Genomic DNA, 14067 nt, shown 5'->3' with positions numbered 1-14067 from the left:
CGCCTACTCGCGATCTGCGGAGCTGGTCGCCCGGCGGCGTGCCAGCAGGACGCCACCGGCCACCAGCACCACCAGGACCGCGGCCCCGATGCCGAGCACGAGGCCGTTCGAGCCGCCGTCGTCGGAGGCGTTCGAGCCGCCGTCCGTGCCGCCGTCGGTGCCTTCGGCACCGGCCGGCTGCGCGGACCACCAGCCCCAGTAGCCGTCCTGCCCGTAGATGTTGCCGTTCTCGGCCGGCTGCGTCTGCGGGCTGTCCTCCTCGATCACGTCGGTGCGGTAGGCCTCGAGCATGTCGGGGTAGCCGAAGATGACCACGACGCCGTGCTCGTAGATCTCCTTCTGCATGTCGCGCACGATCTCGGCGCGGGCGTCGGGGTCCAGCTCGGTCTTCTGCTCGGCGTACATGTCGTCGTACGCGGGATCGCACATGAACGAGTCGGTCTGGTAGGAGGCGCCCGGCTTCGCCGGCCGTACGTCGCACGTCTGGATGCTGAAGATGTAGTCGGGATCGGGGTTGACCGTCCAGCCGGTGAAGAGGAGGTCGAACTCGCCGGTGTCGAGGAACCCGCCGATGTCGTCGCTCGGCGTGGTCTTCACCTCGATGCCGATCTCCTTGAGCCACTCCTCCATGAACTGGGCGATCGCGCGGTACTGCGCGTCGTCGGCGTGGACGTACTGCCGCAGCGACAGGCGTACGCCGTCGGGCGAGACCCGGATGCCGTCGTCGCCGCGCTCGTAGCCGGCCTCGTCGAGGATGCGGTTGGCCTCGTCGGGGTCGTAGGCGATCAGGTCGTCGCCCTCGGCCTCCCAGTGGTAGTCGCCGTACCGGCTCGGGATGTAGCTGCCGTTGGGCTCGAACTTGCCGGAGTAGACGCGCTCGGCCACGGCGTCGCGGTCGATCGCGTGCAGGATCGCGGTGCGGACCTGCGGGTCCCGCAAGGCGGGGTTGCCGTCACCGATCGGGGTGCCGTCCTTGGCCTCGGCGCCCGGGTTCATCGTGAGCCCGGCGAAGCGCTTGCCGACCGCCTCGTTGACGTGGATGTTGTCCTCGTTCTCCAACGCCTGGGCCTGCAGGGTGGTCAGTCCGGTGATGAACGAGACCTCGCCCTTGCGGAGCGCCTCGACGACGGCGTCCTGGTCCTTGTAGAAGCGGTAGACGAGCTTGTCGAACCCGGGAGCGCCGCGCCAGTAGTCGGGGTTCGCGTCGAGGGTGATCGACTCGTTGCGCTGGTAGTCGGTGAGGATGAAGGGGCCGTTGCCCACGATCGGGTAGGTGTCCTCGTTGCTGAAGTCGGCGATGTTGTCGACCTTCTCCCACACGTGCTGCGGCACGATCGGGATGTCGATGGCCAGCATCGAGGCCGTCGGCTCCTTCAGCTTGATCTCCACCGTGTGCTCGTCGGTCGCGGTGACCGACTCGAAGTTGGTGACGTAGCTGCTGTTGGCCATCGCCCCCGACTCGTCGTCCATGATCGCGTTGTAGGTGTAGGCGACGTCGTCGGCGGTGACTGGCTCGCCGTCGGAGAAGGTCGAGTCGTCGCGGATCGTGAAGGTCCAGGTGAGGCCGTCGTCGGAGAACTCCCACGACTCGGCCAGCCCCTCCGTCGGGGTGGCGTCCTCGGCGCTGTACATCGTCAGGTAGTCGTACATCAACCGGTGGATCTGGGTCGGCAGCGAGTAGATCGACGTGAATGGGTTGAGCGAGTCGACCGTGGGGTCGACCACGCCGATCGTCAGGGTCGTCGGCTCCTCGGTCGCGTGCGCGACCGGTGTCGTCGCGCCCGGCGCGGTGGCCGCGAGGCCCAGGGCCACGAGCGCGGCGGCGAGGGCGCCGATGATGCCTCTCATCGGCCATCTCCTCGGCCGGTCGCTGCTCATGCTTGACAGTGCTGCGGTCCGAGATCGGCTCACGACGGAGTCCCTTCGATGAAAGCTCAGGTTCCCCGGACGTTATCCACGAGGATGCGGGCTGTAAAGGAAGCCGCTCCGGCCGGGCGCCCCTATTCGCGGCTGGTCGAGCGCAGCGCCCGCCAGCCGAGCGAGCCCAGCACGGCCGCGATGGCGACGTTCACGACGATGAGCACGGTGTGCGCGACCCAGTAGCCGGTCGCCCGCTCCTCCCCCGACTCGTAGGCGGAGTAGAGGTTCTTGGCGAAGTTGCCGAACGTGACGACGTTCCACAGCGCCACCGCCAGCAGCAGCACCGCATGCCTGCGCTCGAGCTTCACGACTTTCTCCTTCTGAGTACGGCGGCCAGGGCGAGGGCGGCGCTGCCGCCGGCGACCAGGGCGATCCGGCCTCGATTGTCGTGCACCACCGAGGAGCGGCCGCGGGCGGGCTCGGGAGTACGTCGCGGCGCGGGGGCATCGACCGCCTCCGCGACCGCCTCCCCGACGGCATCCGCGACGGCCGGGCCGACGGACGGCCCCTCGACGGTCAGCTCCGCCCGGCGCCTGGCATCGGTCACCGCGCGCGCCTCCGCGGACGTGTGCGCCCAACTGGCGGCGTACACGACCACCCGCGAGAAGTAGTTGATCCACACGACGAGCACGAGAGCGATGCCGAAGGCCTGGAAGGCCGGTTGCGAGGCGGTCGCGGAGAGCAGGAACCGCGAGAGCTGCTTGAGCACCTCGAAGCCCACGGCTCCGAGCAGGGCGCCCGACCACAGCGACCTCGCGGGGGCGTCGGGCTCCCCGAGGAGTCGGAAGAACACGAAGAACAGCACGGTGTTGGCGACCAGGCCGATGACCACCGCCAGCACCCACACGGCGGGCTCGAGGCCCAGCCCCAGGTCGAGAGCCTCCAGGATGTTCTTGGACAGGCTGGTCACGACGCCCGACACGGCCACGCTGAGCATCAGGATCACGCCGAGGGCGACCAGCGCCACCAGGTCGCGCAGCTTGCCGACGAGGAAGTTGGGGTGCTCGCGCGCGGGCTGCTCGAACACGGCGAGCAGCGCGGTGCGCATGCCGGAGAGCCAGCCCAGGCCGGAGTAGAGCAGGGTCAGCAGGCCGATGCTGAAGATCCCGGGCGCGGCCGACTCGATGTCGGACAGCTGGACCTGGTCGTCGCCGTCGCCCACGATGCCCGGCAGCACCTGGTTGATCGCGTCGACGAGGTTCTGCTCGGCGTCGGGGTAGACGCGGGCCACCCAGCCGACGACGGCGAACGACAGGGCCAGGATCGGGAAGAACGAGAGGAACGCGAAGTAGGTGACCGCGCCGGCCTGGAGGCTGCCGTTGACCTTGCCGTAGTGCTCGACGGTGCGCAGCGCGTGGTCCACCACCGGACGCCCGTGACGGAGGTCGTTGACGCGTCTCTTGATGGTGGCGATGACCGGCACGGCGCCTACCCGGAGGTGGCGCGCGCGGGCAGGAGGCTGAAGGTCTGGGTGGGCTGCCAGCCGTGCTGGTCGTCGTGGCAGTAGAGATGGAACTCGCTGACGTCGAAGACGCACTCGAAGGACGCCAGCTCGCCGAAGGCCCTGTCGAGCGCGGCGTCGTCGAGGTGGTGGGCGATGGTGACGTGCGGGTGGAAGGGGAAGCTGAGGTCGAGGGCGAGGGGCCCGCTGCGTACGGCGCCGGCGAGCTGCTCGCACTCGGAGATGCCGCGCGCCAGCGCCACGAACACCACCGGCGACACCGGGCGGAACGTGCCGGTGCCCCGCAGGTGCACGGCGAACCCGTGGTTGCCTGCCGCGACGTCCGAGAGGTGCTGGACGCAGTCGTCGAGCTTCTCCGGGCTCACCTCGACCGGCGGGATCAGCGTGATGTGCGTCGGGATCTTGGTGGCCGTCTCGTCACCGAGCGACGTCCGATAGTCCTGGAGCTCGCTGGCCCACGGCTGCGGGATGGCGACGGCGACACCGATCGTGGAGGACACGCGGGCGACCCTACCGACCCGGGAGGAAGCCGACGCGGTCGTAGACGTCGCGCAGGGTGGCCTCCGCCACCGCGCCCGCCCGAGCCACTCCGTCGGCGAGCACGGACTCGAGCTCGGACCGGTCGTCCATCAGCTCGAGGGTGCGGTCCCGGAACGGGGTGACGAAGTCGACCACGATCTCGGCCAGCTCCTTCTTGAGGTCGCCGTAGCCGCGGCCGGCGTACTGCTCCTCGAGACCGGCCACCGGGGTGCCGGTGAGCGCCGAGGCGATCGTGAGCAGGTTGCTGACGCCCGGCTTGGTCTCGGGGTCGAAGCGAATCTCCGACTCGGAGTCGGTGACGGCCGAGCGGATCTTCTTCGCGCTCACCTTGGGGTCGTCGAGCATCTCGATGATGCCGCTGGGCGAGGACGCCGACTTCGACATCTTCGCGGTCGGCTCCTGGAGGTCGGTGATCTTGGCCGTCGCCTTGAGGATGTAGGGCTCGGGCAGCCGGAACGTCTTCTTGTACCGGTGGTTGAAGCGCTGTGCGACGTCGCGGGTGAGCTCGAGGTGCTGGCGCTGGTCCTCGCCGACAGGCACGTAGTGCGGGCGGTAGAGGAGGATGTCCGCGGCCTGCAGCACCGGGTAGGTGAAGAGGCCGACGCTCGCTGCGCCCTCGCCGCCCTTGGCCGACTTGTCCTTGAACTGCGTCATCCGGCGGGCCTCCCCGAAGCCGGTGAGGCACTGCAGCACCCAGCACAGCTGGGCATGGGCCGGGATCTGGCTCTGCACGAAGATCGCCGAGCGCTGCGGGTCGATGCCCATCGCGAGCAGCTGGGCGGCCGCACGCAGGGTGCGCTCGCGCAGCACCTTGGGATCCTGCTCGACGGTGATCGCGTGCAGGTCGGCGATGAAGAAGAACGGCTCGTGCTCGGCCTGCAGGTCGACCCACTGCCGCAGCGCACCGAGGTAGTTGCCGAAGTGGAAGGAGTCGGCGGTCGGCTGGATCCCGGACAGCACCCGCGGCCGGGCCGGGGCGCCACCCGCCTGCTTCGTCTCGGTGGCGGGAGCTGCTGCGGTGCTCGGCATGGCGGGGATTCTTCCATCCGGGCAACCTGGGGGCCGTGCCGGGAGTCGTGCTGGCGAACCGGGGCGGTGCGAGCAGCGCCCGGGGTGTCCGTGGTTGGCGTGTGGGCAGCGCTGGCGGTGTCGCCGGTTGAGGTGCGCGGAGCGCAGCGACGAGCCTCGAAACTAAGACCCCCGAGTATCCACAGGCACCCGAATCGGGACGCCGAAATGTCGGTGTTCCCTGGTTGGCTTCTTCTATGGCGATCACCACCAGCGAGCTTCCCGACACCGCGTCCGCGGTGCTGGTGTTCGCCCGTTCCCGCCGGCGGGTGGCTGATCGGGCGGAGGCGGAGCTGCTGGTCGCATCGTGTGAGTGGGCCGACCTGCACCCCGCCGCGTCGGTGTCGGATGCGGCCGCGTTCACCATCCCGGGTGGTGGTGAGCACGAGGAGCCGGTCGCCGGTCCGGGTGCACCGCTGGTCGCGGAGTTCTGCATTCCCGAGTTCGGTGCCGTCCTCGGCCTGTCCACCTCGGCGGCGAAGCAGCTGATCGGCCAAGCGGTGGAGCTGCGGCACCGGCTCCCCAAGCTGTGGCGCCGGGTCCAGGCCGGGGACCTGGCACCCTGGCGGGCCCGCCGGGTCGCCGAGACCACCATCCACGCCCGGCTCTCACCCCAGGGGGCGGGGTACGTCGACACCCAGCTCGCCCCCTTCGCACACCGCACCACGGTCTCGGCCGTCGACCGGCTGGTCGACGCCGCGATCGCCCGGTACGAGCCCGCCCGCGCCGCCGAGACGGCCCGGCTCGCCGCCGACGGCCGACACGTGACCATCGACGAAGACCAGGTCTCGTTCGCGGGCACCATGCGGGTCACCGCGGAGCTCGACCTCGCCGACGCCCTGGACCTCTCCGCCGCCGTCACCCACGGCGCCGACGTGTTGAAGGCACTCGGGTCCGAAGAGTCCCTGGATGCCCGGCGGGCCGCCGCGGTCGGAGAGCTCGCTCGGGCCCAGCTCGCTCTGCCGCTGGTTGAGGAGGTTGCGCAGCAACCGCCTCGAAACCAAGGCACCCCACCCGCACCGGCCCGGCAGGTGGTCCTGCACGTGCACCTGACCGAGGACGACCCAGTCGCCCGCCTCGAGCCCGGCACCCTCACCACCCTCGACCAGGTCCGCCACTGGTGCACCCGATCCCACACCCAAGTGGTCATCAAGCCCATCCTCGACCTCAACGAACCCATCGTGTGCGACGGCTACCAGCCCCCACCGCGGCTGCGCGAGCAGGTGATCCTCCGCGACCGCACCTGCGTGTTCCCCTGGTGCACCCGACCAGCCCGAGGCTGCGACCTCGACCACATCGTCCCCTGGGAGACCGGCGGCCCCACCGACACCACCAACCTCGCCGCCCTGTGCCGCCGACACCACCGCCTCAAGACCCATTCGGCCTGGACCTATGTGCGCACCGGCCCCGCGGCGTACACCTGGACCAGCCCGCACGGCCACACCTACGTCCGCGACGACACCGGCACCGAGCCGGGTTGAGCACCACGCCCCACACCCCGCGTCACGGCGCGGGGGCATCGGCATGCGACTGCCATCGTCAGGCGGCGTAGGCGCGGCCTGACGCAGCGATGGTGCGCCGGTGCACGGCGTACGACGCGAGCAGCACGACCACGCCGACGACGGCGAGCCCGGCGCCGACGACGCCGGGCGCCCGGTAGCCCCAACCTGCGGCTACGACGAGTCCGCCCAGCCAGGCGCCGAGCGCATTGGCGATGTTGAGCGAGGCGTGGTTCATGGCCGCGCCGACGGTCTGCGCATCCCCGGCCACGTCCATCAGACGCAGCTGGAGGTTCACCACCAGGATCGACCCGAGCACGGTGATGCCGAAGACCACGGGCAGGTTCCACCAGCCGGTGGGCGCGAGCCACGAGAAGACGAGCAGCAGCACCCCCTGCCCGACGCCGCCCGCGAACAGCGATCCGAACACCGACCAACGGGCCAGCTCCCCGGCCAGCCAGGTGCCGGCGACCATGCCCAGGCCGAAGGCGAGCAGGAAGACCGGCGCCACCGACTTGGAGAGTCCACCGACCTCGGTCACCGTCGGCACGATGTAGGTGTAGACGGCGAACATGCCGCCGAAGCCGATCGCGCCGGTGAGCAGCGTCAGCAGCACCTGCGGCCGTCCCAGCGCGCTGATCTCGCGGCGCCACGTGGCGTGCGGGTCACCGACGATCGAGGGCACGAAGGCCAGGACGAGGGCCACGGTGGCCAGGCCGAGCACCGCCACCAGCCAGTAGGCCGAGCGCCAGCCCAGGAGCTGGCCGAGCCAGGTGGCCGCAGGCACCCCGACGACGTTGGCGACCGACAGCCCGAGCATGACCTGGGCGACGGCGCGGCCCTGCCGGCCTGGCCTGGCGAGGCTCGCGGCCACCAGCGAGGCGACGCCGAAGTACGCACCGTGCGGCAGGCCGGCCGCGAAGCGCGCGATGAGCAGGCCTTCGTACGACGAGACGAGGGCACTGGCCGCGTTGCCCACTGCGAACGCCGCCATCAGCACGATGAGCAGTGCGCGGCGCGGCAGCCGTGCGCCGAGCAGGGCGATGGTGGGCGCCCCGACCACGACACCGAGGGCGTAGGCGGAGATGGCGTGCCCGGCCGAGGGAATAGAGACCGAGACACCGCGGGCCAGGTCGGGCAGCAGGCCCATCGACACGAACTCGGTGGTGCCGATGGCGAACCCGCCCATGGCCAGCGCCAGCACGGCCCAGCCGTAGTGCGCGCACCGTGTCGGTGCGGTCGGGGTGGTCACGCCGGGCGCGGTCGTCGTCATGAGGGCAGTACTCCCGTGTGGTGCTGGACAGGGCGTGCTGACGGCGTACGCAGCGCGGGTCGTCGCAGGACGCGAGCGACCCCTACATGATGCAACCGGACCGGCGGGTGTGGCTATTCCACGGCCGCCCTCGACGACTCGCGGTCGTCTCCACGTGACGAGGCCGTCGGGCTGCCGGACCTCTCCCTCCGGACGGTCCGGCTGCTCGACGAGCTCGTCCGCGCCCGTCATCGACGGGCGCAGCACTGTCTCAGCGGCCCCCCGACCGCTTCGAGCAGGCGCGCTTCGCCATGACCCGGTGGTGCACCGACTTCTTGCCGCACTTCGTCCCGGGGGCTCGCGAGGCCATGCCGGCGCTCTGGATCCCGGCGTCGTCGACGCTGCCGACGGTGGTCACCACCGTCGGCGAGCCGTCGACCGGGTCGGCCAACGCCTGCGCGCCACCCGCGAGGACGAGCCCCGTGCCGACCGTGAGGCTGAGGACGAGTCCGGCGAGGACGCGTGCGAAGTCGCCGTGGTGTGCCGTCCGGCTGGGCCGGTGGGTCTGTCCCTGGGTCTGCATACCGTGAGTCTCGGCTGCGGCCGTCCGGCTCCGTGGCAGAACCGGACCGAGGTACCGCATATTGATGACCGCCGGGCGGCCCCCAGGCGACGCTCAGACGTTCAGCGTCTCCAGGGCCGCGTTGAGGGTGGTGGACGGGCGCATCACGGCGGTGACCTTGTCCGCGTCGGGGCGGAAGTACCCGCCGAGCTCGACCGGCGAACCCTGGACCGCCAGCAGCTCGTCGACGATCTTCTGCTCGTCGTTGCGCAGCCGGGTGGCGAGGGCATCGAAGGCCGCGCCCAGCTCGGCGTCCTCGGTCTGCTTCGCCAGCTCCTCGGCCCAGTAGAGCGCGAGGTAGAAGTGGCTGCCGCGGTTGTCGATCGTGCCGAGCTTGCGACCGGGCGAGCGGTTCTCGGCGAGGAAGGTGCCGGTCGCACGGTCGAGGGTGTCGGCGAGCACCTGCGCCCGGGCGTTGTCCGTCGACGCCGCGAGGTGCTCGAAGCTGGCCGCCAGCGCGAAGAACTCGCCCAGGCTGTCCCAGCGCAGGTAGTTCTCCCGCAGCAGCTGCTGTACGTGCTTGGGCGCCGAGCCTCCGGCGCCGGTCTCGAAGAGGCCCCCGCCGCGCATCAGCGGCACGATCGAGAGCATCTTGGCGCTGGTGCCGACCTCGAGGATCGGGAAGAGGTCGGTGTTGTAGTCACGCAGCACGTTGCCGGTCACCGAGATGGTGTCCTCGCCCCGGCGGATCCGCTCCACGGAGTACGACGTGGCGTCGGCGGGGTTCATGATCTCGATGGTCAGGCCCTCGGTGTCGTGCTCGGGGAGGTACTCCTTGACCTTCGCGATCAGGTTGGCGTCGTGGGCGCGGGTCTCGTCGAGCCAGAACACGGCGGGCGCCCCGGAGGCCCGGGCACGGTTGACGGCCAGCTTGACCCAGTCGCGGATCGGCGCGTCCTTGGTCTGGCAGGCGCGCCAGATGTCACCAGCGCGCACCTCGTGCTCGATCAGCGCGTCGCCGGCGGCGTTGACGACCCGGACCGTGCCGGCCTCGGCGATCTCGAAGGTCTTGTCGTGGGAGCCGTACTCCTCGGCCGCCTGGGCCATCAGTCCCACGTTGGACACCGAGCCCATCGTCGCCGGGTCGTAGGCGCCGTGTGCGCGGCAGTCGTCGATGACCGTCTGGAAGATCACCGCGTACGACGAGTCGGGGATCACCGCGAGGGTGTCCTGCTCCTCGCCGTCGGCGTTCCACATGTGGCCCGCGGACCGGATCATCGCCGGCATCGACGCGTCCACGATGACGTCGGAGGGGACGTGCAGGTTGGTGATGCCCTTGTCGGAGTCCACCATCGCGAGCGCCGGGCCGTCGGCGATGCCCTGCTCGATCGCCGCGCGGATGACCGGGCCGTCCGGGAGCGCGTCGACAGCCGGGAGCACAGCACCGAGCCCGTCGTTCGGGCTGATGCCCGCGGCGGCCAGCTGGTCGCCGTACTGCTCGAAGACGGCCGGGAAGAAGACCTTCACGACGTGGCCGAAGATGATCGGGTCGGAGACCTTCATCATCGTGGCCTTGAGGTGGATCGAGAAGAGCACGCCTTCGTCCTTGGCACGCTGCACCTGCTCGGCCAGGAAGGCGTCGAGTGCGGCCACGTCCATGAACGTGGCGTCGACGACCTCCCCCGCGAGCACCGGCACGGCGTCCTTGAGGACGGTGACCGAGCCGTCGGCGGAGACGTGCTCGATGCGCAGCGTGTCGTCGGCGTCGAGGACCACGGACAACTCGTTGGAGCGGAAGTCGTCGTGGCCCATGGTGGCGACGTTGGTCTTGGAGTCAGGGGACCAGACGCCCATCGAGTGCGGGTGCGCCTTGGCGTAGTTCTTGACCGAGGCCGGGGCGCGGCGGTCGGAGTTGCCCTCGCGGAGCACCGGGTTGACCGCGCTGCCCTTGACCTTGTCGTACTTGGCCCGGATGGCCAGCTCGTCGTCGCTCTGCGCGTTCTCGGGGTAGTCCGGGAGGTCGTATCCCTGGCCCTGGAGCTCGGCGATCGCGCCCTTGAGCTGCGGCAGCGAGGCCGAGATGTTGGGCAGCTTGATGATGTTGGCCTCGGGCGTCATCGTCAGCTCGCCGAGCTCGGCGAGTGCGTCGTCGATGCGCTGGTCGTCGGTGAGCCGCTCGGGGAACTGCGAGATGATCCGGCCGGCCAGCGAGATGTCTCGGGTCTCCACGTCGACTCCGGCCGTGCGGGCGTAGGCCTCGACGATCGGGAGGAGGGAGTACGTCGCGAGCAGCGGGGCCTCGTCGGTGTGGGTGTAGATGATCTTGGCCATGGGGTCGGGGACTCCTGATCCGTGGGCGACATGAATTGCTTGACGTCAAGATACCTGACGCTCACCCGGCGTTCGGGTTCACTCCTAGCGTGGCATCACCGCTCGTGGGAGGCTAGGCCGACCGCTCGACGGCCGACCGACCGGCCAGAGTGATCGGGCAGACCGATTCGGCACTCCGGTTGGGCGCCGCACGCATGCACAGATGACGTAAGACCACAGGGGGCTTTGCGCACATGACCACGACGACCACCGACACTCCCACGACGGGCCAGAAGTTCGCGGCGGAGGTGTTCGGAACCTTCGGCCTGGTGTTCTTCGGGTGCGGCACCGCGATGCTCACCTCGCAGACCGGGGACTTCAACTACCTCGGCACCGCGCTGGCCTTCGGCCTCGCAGTCCTCGTGATGGCCTACGCCGTCGGCCGCATCTCGGGCGGTCACTTCAACCCCGCCGTCACGCTCGGTGCCGCGTTCGGCGGCCGCCTCGCCTGGCGTGAGGTGGGCGTCTACATCGGCGCACAGCTGCTCGGAGGCCTGCTCGCCGGCGCCGTGCTCTTCGGCCTGTTCCACGGCATCGACGGCTTCGAGGCCAAGGGCAACATGGCGCAGAACTCCTTCGGAGACGACGGCACGGGCTACGCCTGGTGGGCGGCCCTGCTCCTCGAGCTGCTGCTCACCGCGATCTTCGTGTGGGTGATCCTGGCCGTCACCGACGCCCGCAACGCGCTCAACGCGAGCGCGGCCCCGCTCGCCATCGGCCTGGCGCTGACGATGATCCACCTCGCCTCGATCGGCTTCACCGGCACGTCGGTCAACCCGGCTCGCTCCATCGGCGTGGGTGTGTTCGCCGGCACCGACGCGATCGTCCAGCTGTGGCTGTTCATCGTGGCGCCGCTCCTCGGGGCCGCGATCGCCGGTCTCACCTACCCGCTGATCTTCGCCCACGGCGATGCTCCGGTGCCCGGCTCCGGCCTGCGCCTGGGCGGCGGCCGCAAGCAGCAGCTGCAGTACCCCGGGTACGGCCAGCAGCAGTGGGCCCAGCAGGGCGCACCGCAGCAGTGGGGCCAGCCGGGCACGCCGCAGCAGTGGGGCCAGCAGGCCGCGCCCCCGCCGCCGCAGCAGCAGTGGGGCCAGCCGCCGGCCGCGCCCGCGCAGGGTCCCGCTCCCCAGCAGCCCGGTCAGCAGCCCGTTCAGCAGGACGGCTACCCGCAGGCCCAGCCCGGCCAGCCCGGACAGCAGTGGGGCCAGCCCACCCCGGGTATGCCGCCCCAGCACTGGGGCACGCCCGACGCCGACGAGGACGGCCGGACCCAGATCCGCCCCCAGGACTGACCCCATCCGTCGAGTCGCGCCGGCGTACCCGTTGAGTTGCGCCGGCGTACCCGTCCAGTCGCGCCGGCGTACCCGTCCAGTCGCGCCGGCGTACCCGTCCAGTCGCGCCGGCGTACCCGTCGAGTTGCGCCGGCGTACCCGTCGAGTTGCGCCGGCGTACCCGTCGAACGGAACAACGGCGCCACTCACGAGGCACAACGGCGCGACTCGACGGGCACGGAGGCGCAACTCAACGAGGGGTCAGGGCGAGCTGCTGAGGGACACCGAGGCCTGGGGGGTGTACTCCTGCACCAGGCCGACGCCATGCGCGTAGAAGCGGTCCACTCCCCCGCCCGTCGAGGTGCCCGGCGAGGCGCTCGACGTCGTGCCCGCCCCGACGCTCGACGACACGGTGGTCACGGCGAGCTGCACGAGGCCGTCAAACTCCCCGGCCGGGGTCGACCTGGTCGCGTCGAGCGACTCGACGCTGGCGATGTCCTCCGCCAGGCCCGGCGCCAGCTCCTGGCGGAAGCCGTCGCCCACGCGCGGCTGTGCCGGCATCTCCAGGCCCGCCTCCGCCCCGTCGACCCCGGCCCGCCAGGACCCGCCGGTGTCGGGCACGACCTGGTCGCGGCCGAACGCCCACACGTTGCCCTGCCGGTCCTGGGCGAAGTAGTCGACCGACTCGGCGACCGTGGTGCCGTCGAGGCTCGCGGTGACCTGGCGTACGCCGGTCACGTCGACACCGGCGACGTCGGTGGTGCCGTCGACGACCGTCACGGTGCGGGTGCCCGGGACCGGCCCGGAGACGTCGTACTCCCAGACGGCGCCCGGATAGAGGGGCAGCCAGGGGTTGGTGATCCGGGCTGCGAAGTCGCCGGGGTCGGGCGAGGGGGTCGGGATGACGAGCTCGTCGACGCCCGACGGGTCGCTCACCGGAGGGCTCGACGACGCGCAGCCGGCGGTCAGGACGGCGACGGCGCACACCGCCGCAGCGAGCCCGCGACGGGGCCTCGAACTCGACATGGCGGCCAGCATGCCACCCACGTACCCGCGAGCCGCCGCGCCCGCGCCCGCTGCTAGCGTCTGAGCCGCACACCCACGTCCCCCGAGGAGTCCTCGTGAGCAACGCCCCCCTCAAGGTCGCCGTCACCGGCGCCGCCGGTCAGATCGGTTACAGCCTGCTGTTCCGGCTCGCGAGCGGCTCGCTGCTCGGCCCGGACCGCCCGATCCAGCTCCAGCTGCTGGAGATCGAGCCGGCCCTCAAGGCGCTCGAGGGCGTCGTGATGGAGCTCGACGACTGCGCCTTCCCGATGCTGGCTGGCGTCGAGATCGGCCACGAGCCGGAGAAGATCTTCGACGGCGTCAACCTCGCGCTGCTGGTCGGCGCCCGCCCCCGCGGGCCCGGCATGGAGCGCGGTGACCTGCTCTCGGCCAACGGCGCGATCTTCACCGCGCAGGGCAAGGCCCTCAACGAGGTGGCGGCCGACGACGTACGCATCGGCGTCACCGGCAACCCGGCCAACACCAACGCGCTGATCGCGCTCACGAACGCCCCGGACATCCCGGCCGAGCGCTTCTCCGCGTTGACCCGTCTCGACCACAACCGCGCGATCTCGCAGCTCGCTGCGAAGACCGGTGCCCCGGTCACCGACATCACCCACATGACCATCTGGGGCAACCACTCGGCCACGCAGTACCCCGACCTCTTCAACGCGCGGGTCAAGGGACAGAACGCCGCCGAGGCCGTGGGCGACCAGGACTGGCTGGAGAACACCTTCATCCCGACCGTCGCCAAGCGCGGCGCCGCGATCATCGAGGCCCGCGGGTCGTCGTCCGCCGCCTCCGCCGCCTCCGCCACCGTCGATGCCGCTCGCGACTGGCTGCTCGGCACCCCCGAGGGCGACTGGGTGTCGATGGCGGTCGTCTCCGACGGCTCCTACGGCGTGCCCGAGGGCCTCGTGTCGTCGTTCCCCGTCACCACCAAGAACGGGGACTGGGAGATCGTCCAGGGCCTCGACGTCAACGAGTTCTCCCGCGGCCGCATCGACGCGACGACCGCTGAGCTCGCCGACGAGCGCGCCGCGGTCACCGAGCTCGGCCTGATCTGACCCAGACACACC

Annotated in this window: 12 protein-coding genes; 3 read left to right on the top strand and 9 right to left on the bottom strand. The window is 70.8% G+C overall.

All coding sequences use genetic code 11. The annotated features are described in order from the left end of the window. Window positions 1-3: 3 nt before the first annotated feature. The 5 genes from ACP7BP_RS19285 to trpS all read right to left on the bottom strand — a co-directional run bounded on the left by ACP7BP_RS19285 (window position 4) and on the right by trpS (window position 4951). Complete coding sequence (locus ACP7BP_RS19285; protein ID WP_426247004.1) at window positions 4-1848, bottom strand: ABC transporter substrate-binding protein; 1845 nt, start codon at window positions 1846-1848, stop codon at window positions 4-6. Between the two features lie 152 nt (window positions 1849-2000). Next, complete coding sequence (locus ACP7BP_RS19280; RefSeq protein WP_426247002.1) at window positions 2001-2228, bottom strand: SCO4848 family membrane protein; 228 nt, start codon at window positions 2226-2228, stop codon at window positions 2001-2003. Beyond that, window positions 2225-3343 (bottom strand): YihY/virulence factor BrkB family protein, encoded by a 1119-nt coding sequence (locus ACP7BP_RS19275; protein ID WP_426247000.1) that lies wholly within the window; start codon window positions 3341-3343, stop codon window positions 2225-2227. The genes ACP7BP_RS19280 and ACP7BP_RS19275 overlap by 4 nt, the downstream gene beginning before the upstream one ends. A 5-nt stretch (window positions 3344-3348) precedes the next feature. Then, on the bottom strand, window positions 3349-3882 hold the full coding sequence (locus tag ACP7BP_RS19270) for a 2'-5' RNA ligase family protein (RefSeq protein WP_426246998.1): 534 nt from the start codon (window positions 3880-3882) through the stop codon (window positions 3349-3351). Window positions 3883-3892: 10 nt separating this feature from the next. Further along, the gene (trpS, locus tag ACP7BP_RS19265; RefSeq protein ID WP_426246997.1) at window positions 3893-4951 is read right to left on the bottom strand and encodes a tryptophan--tRNA ligase; all 1059 of its coding nucleotides are present in this window, start codon (window positions 4949-4951) and stop codon (window positions 3893-3895) included. A gap of 236 nt (window positions 4952-5187) precedes the next feature. On the opposite strand from trpS, the gene ACP7BP_RS19260 reads away from it, so the two are divergent. Continuing rightward, the gene (locus ACP7BP_RS19260; RefSeq protein WP_426246995.1) at window positions 5188-6471 is read left to right on the top strand and encodes an HNH endonuclease; all 1284 of its coding nucleotides are present in this window, start codon (window positions 5188-5190) and stop codon (window positions 6469-6471) included. A gap of 58 nt (window positions 6472-6529) precedes the next feature. Here the strand turns inward: ACP7BP_RS19260 and ACP7BP_RS19255 are convergent, their stop codons facing one another. The 3 genes from ACP7BP_RS19255 to ACP7BP_RS19245 all read right to left on the bottom strand — a co-directional run bounded on the left by ACP7BP_RS19255 (window position 6530) and on the right by ACP7BP_RS19245 (window position 10634). Further along, the gene (locus tag ACP7BP_RS19255; protein ID WP_426246994.1) at window positions 6530-7762 is read right to left on the bottom strand and encodes an MFS transporter; all 1233 of its coding nucleotides are present in this window, start codon (window positions 7760-7762) and stop codon (window positions 6530-6532) included. A gap of 250 nt (window positions 7763-8012) precedes the next feature. Next, on the bottom strand, window positions 8013-8324 hold the full coding sequence (locus ACP7BP_RS19250; RefSeq protein WP_426246992.1) for a hypothetical protein: 312 nt from the start codon (window positions 8322-8324) through the stop codon (window positions 8013-8015). A 93-nt stretch (window positions 8325-8417) separates the two neighbouring features. Beyond that, window positions 8418-10634: an NADP-dependent isocitrate dehydrogenase gene (locus ACP7BP_RS19245; RefSeq protein ID WP_426246990.1), complete on the bottom strand. Its 2217-nt coding sequence runs from the start codon at window positions 10632-10634 to the stop codon at window positions 8418-8420. 233 nt (window positions 10635-10867) lie between these two features. Between ACP7BP_RS19245 and ACP7BP_RS19240 the strand changes: the two genes are divergently transcribed. Next, entirely contained in the window at window positions 10868-11965 is a 1098-nt protein-coding gene (locus tag ACP7BP_RS19240; RefSeq protein ID WP_426246988.1) for an MIP family channel protein, read from the top strand. Window positions 11966-12205: 240 nt separating this feature from the next. Here ACP7BP_RS19240 and ACP7BP_RS19235 read toward each other — a convergent pair whose 3' ends face one another. Then, window positions 12206-12970 (bottom strand): hypothetical protein, encoded by a 765-nt coding sequence (locus ACP7BP_RS19235; RefSeq protein WP_426246986.1) that lies wholly within the window; start codon window positions 12968-12970, stop codon window positions 12206-12208. A 95-nt stretch (window positions 12971-13065) separates the two neighbouring features. Here ACP7BP_RS19235 and ACP7BP_RS19230 point away from each other — a divergent pair, with 95 nt between their 5' ends. Continuing rightward, a complete protein-coding gene (locus ACP7BP_RS19230; protein WP_426246984.1) occupies window positions 13066-14055 on the top strand; it encodes a malate dehydrogenase in 990 nt (329 codons plus the stop codon). The last annotated feature ends 12 nt before the right edge of the window (window positions 14056-14067 follow it).

The sequence above is a fragment of the Nocardioides sp. LHG3406-4 genome, from assembly GCF_049897745.1.
Lineage (GTDB): Bacteria > Actinomycetota > Actinomycetes > Propionibacteriales > Nocardioidaceae > Nocardioides.
The sequence above is the reverse complement of the archived record's forward strand: the minus strand, read 5'-3'. Positions and strand labels throughout refer to the sequence as shown.

What these genes read in the sequence shown, in the direction of transcription:
- trpS (WP_426246997.1), bottom strand. Translation starts at nt 4,951, where the DNA reads ATGCCGAGCACCGCAGCAGCTCCCGCCACCGAGACGAAGCAGGCGGGT.
- ACP7BP_RS19255 (WP_426246994.1), bottom strand. Translation starts at nt 7,762, where the DNA reads ATGACGACGACCGCGCCCGGCGTGACCACCCCGACCGCACCGACACGG.
- ACP7BP_RS19245 (WP_426246990.1), bottom strand. Translation starts at nt 10,634, where the DNA reads ATGGCCAAGATCATCTACACCCACACCGACGAGGCCCCGCTGCTCGCG.
- ACP7BP_RS19260 (WP_426246995.1), top strand. Translation starts at nt 5,188, where the DNA reads ATGGCGATCACCACCAGCGAGCTTCCCGACACCGCGTCCGCGGTGCTG.
- ACP7BP_RS19250 (WP_426246992.1), bottom strand. Translation starts at nt 8,324, where the DNA reads ATGCAGACCCAGGGACAGACCCACCGGCCCAGCCGGACGGCACACCAC.
- ACP7BP_RS19240 (WP_426246988.1), top strand. Translation starts at nt 10,868, where the DNA reads ATGACCACGACGACCACCGACACTCCCACGACGGGCCAGAAGTTCGCG.
- ACP7BP_RS19285 (WP_426247004.1), bottom strand. Translation starts at nt 1,848, where the DNA reads ATGAGAGGCATCATCGGCGCCCTCGCCGCCGCGCTCGTGGCCCTGGGC.
- ACP7BP_RS19235 (WP_426246986.1), bottom strand. Translation starts at nt 12,970, where the DNA reads ATGTCGAGTTCGAGGCCCCGTCGCGGGCTCGCTGCGGCGGTGTGCGCC.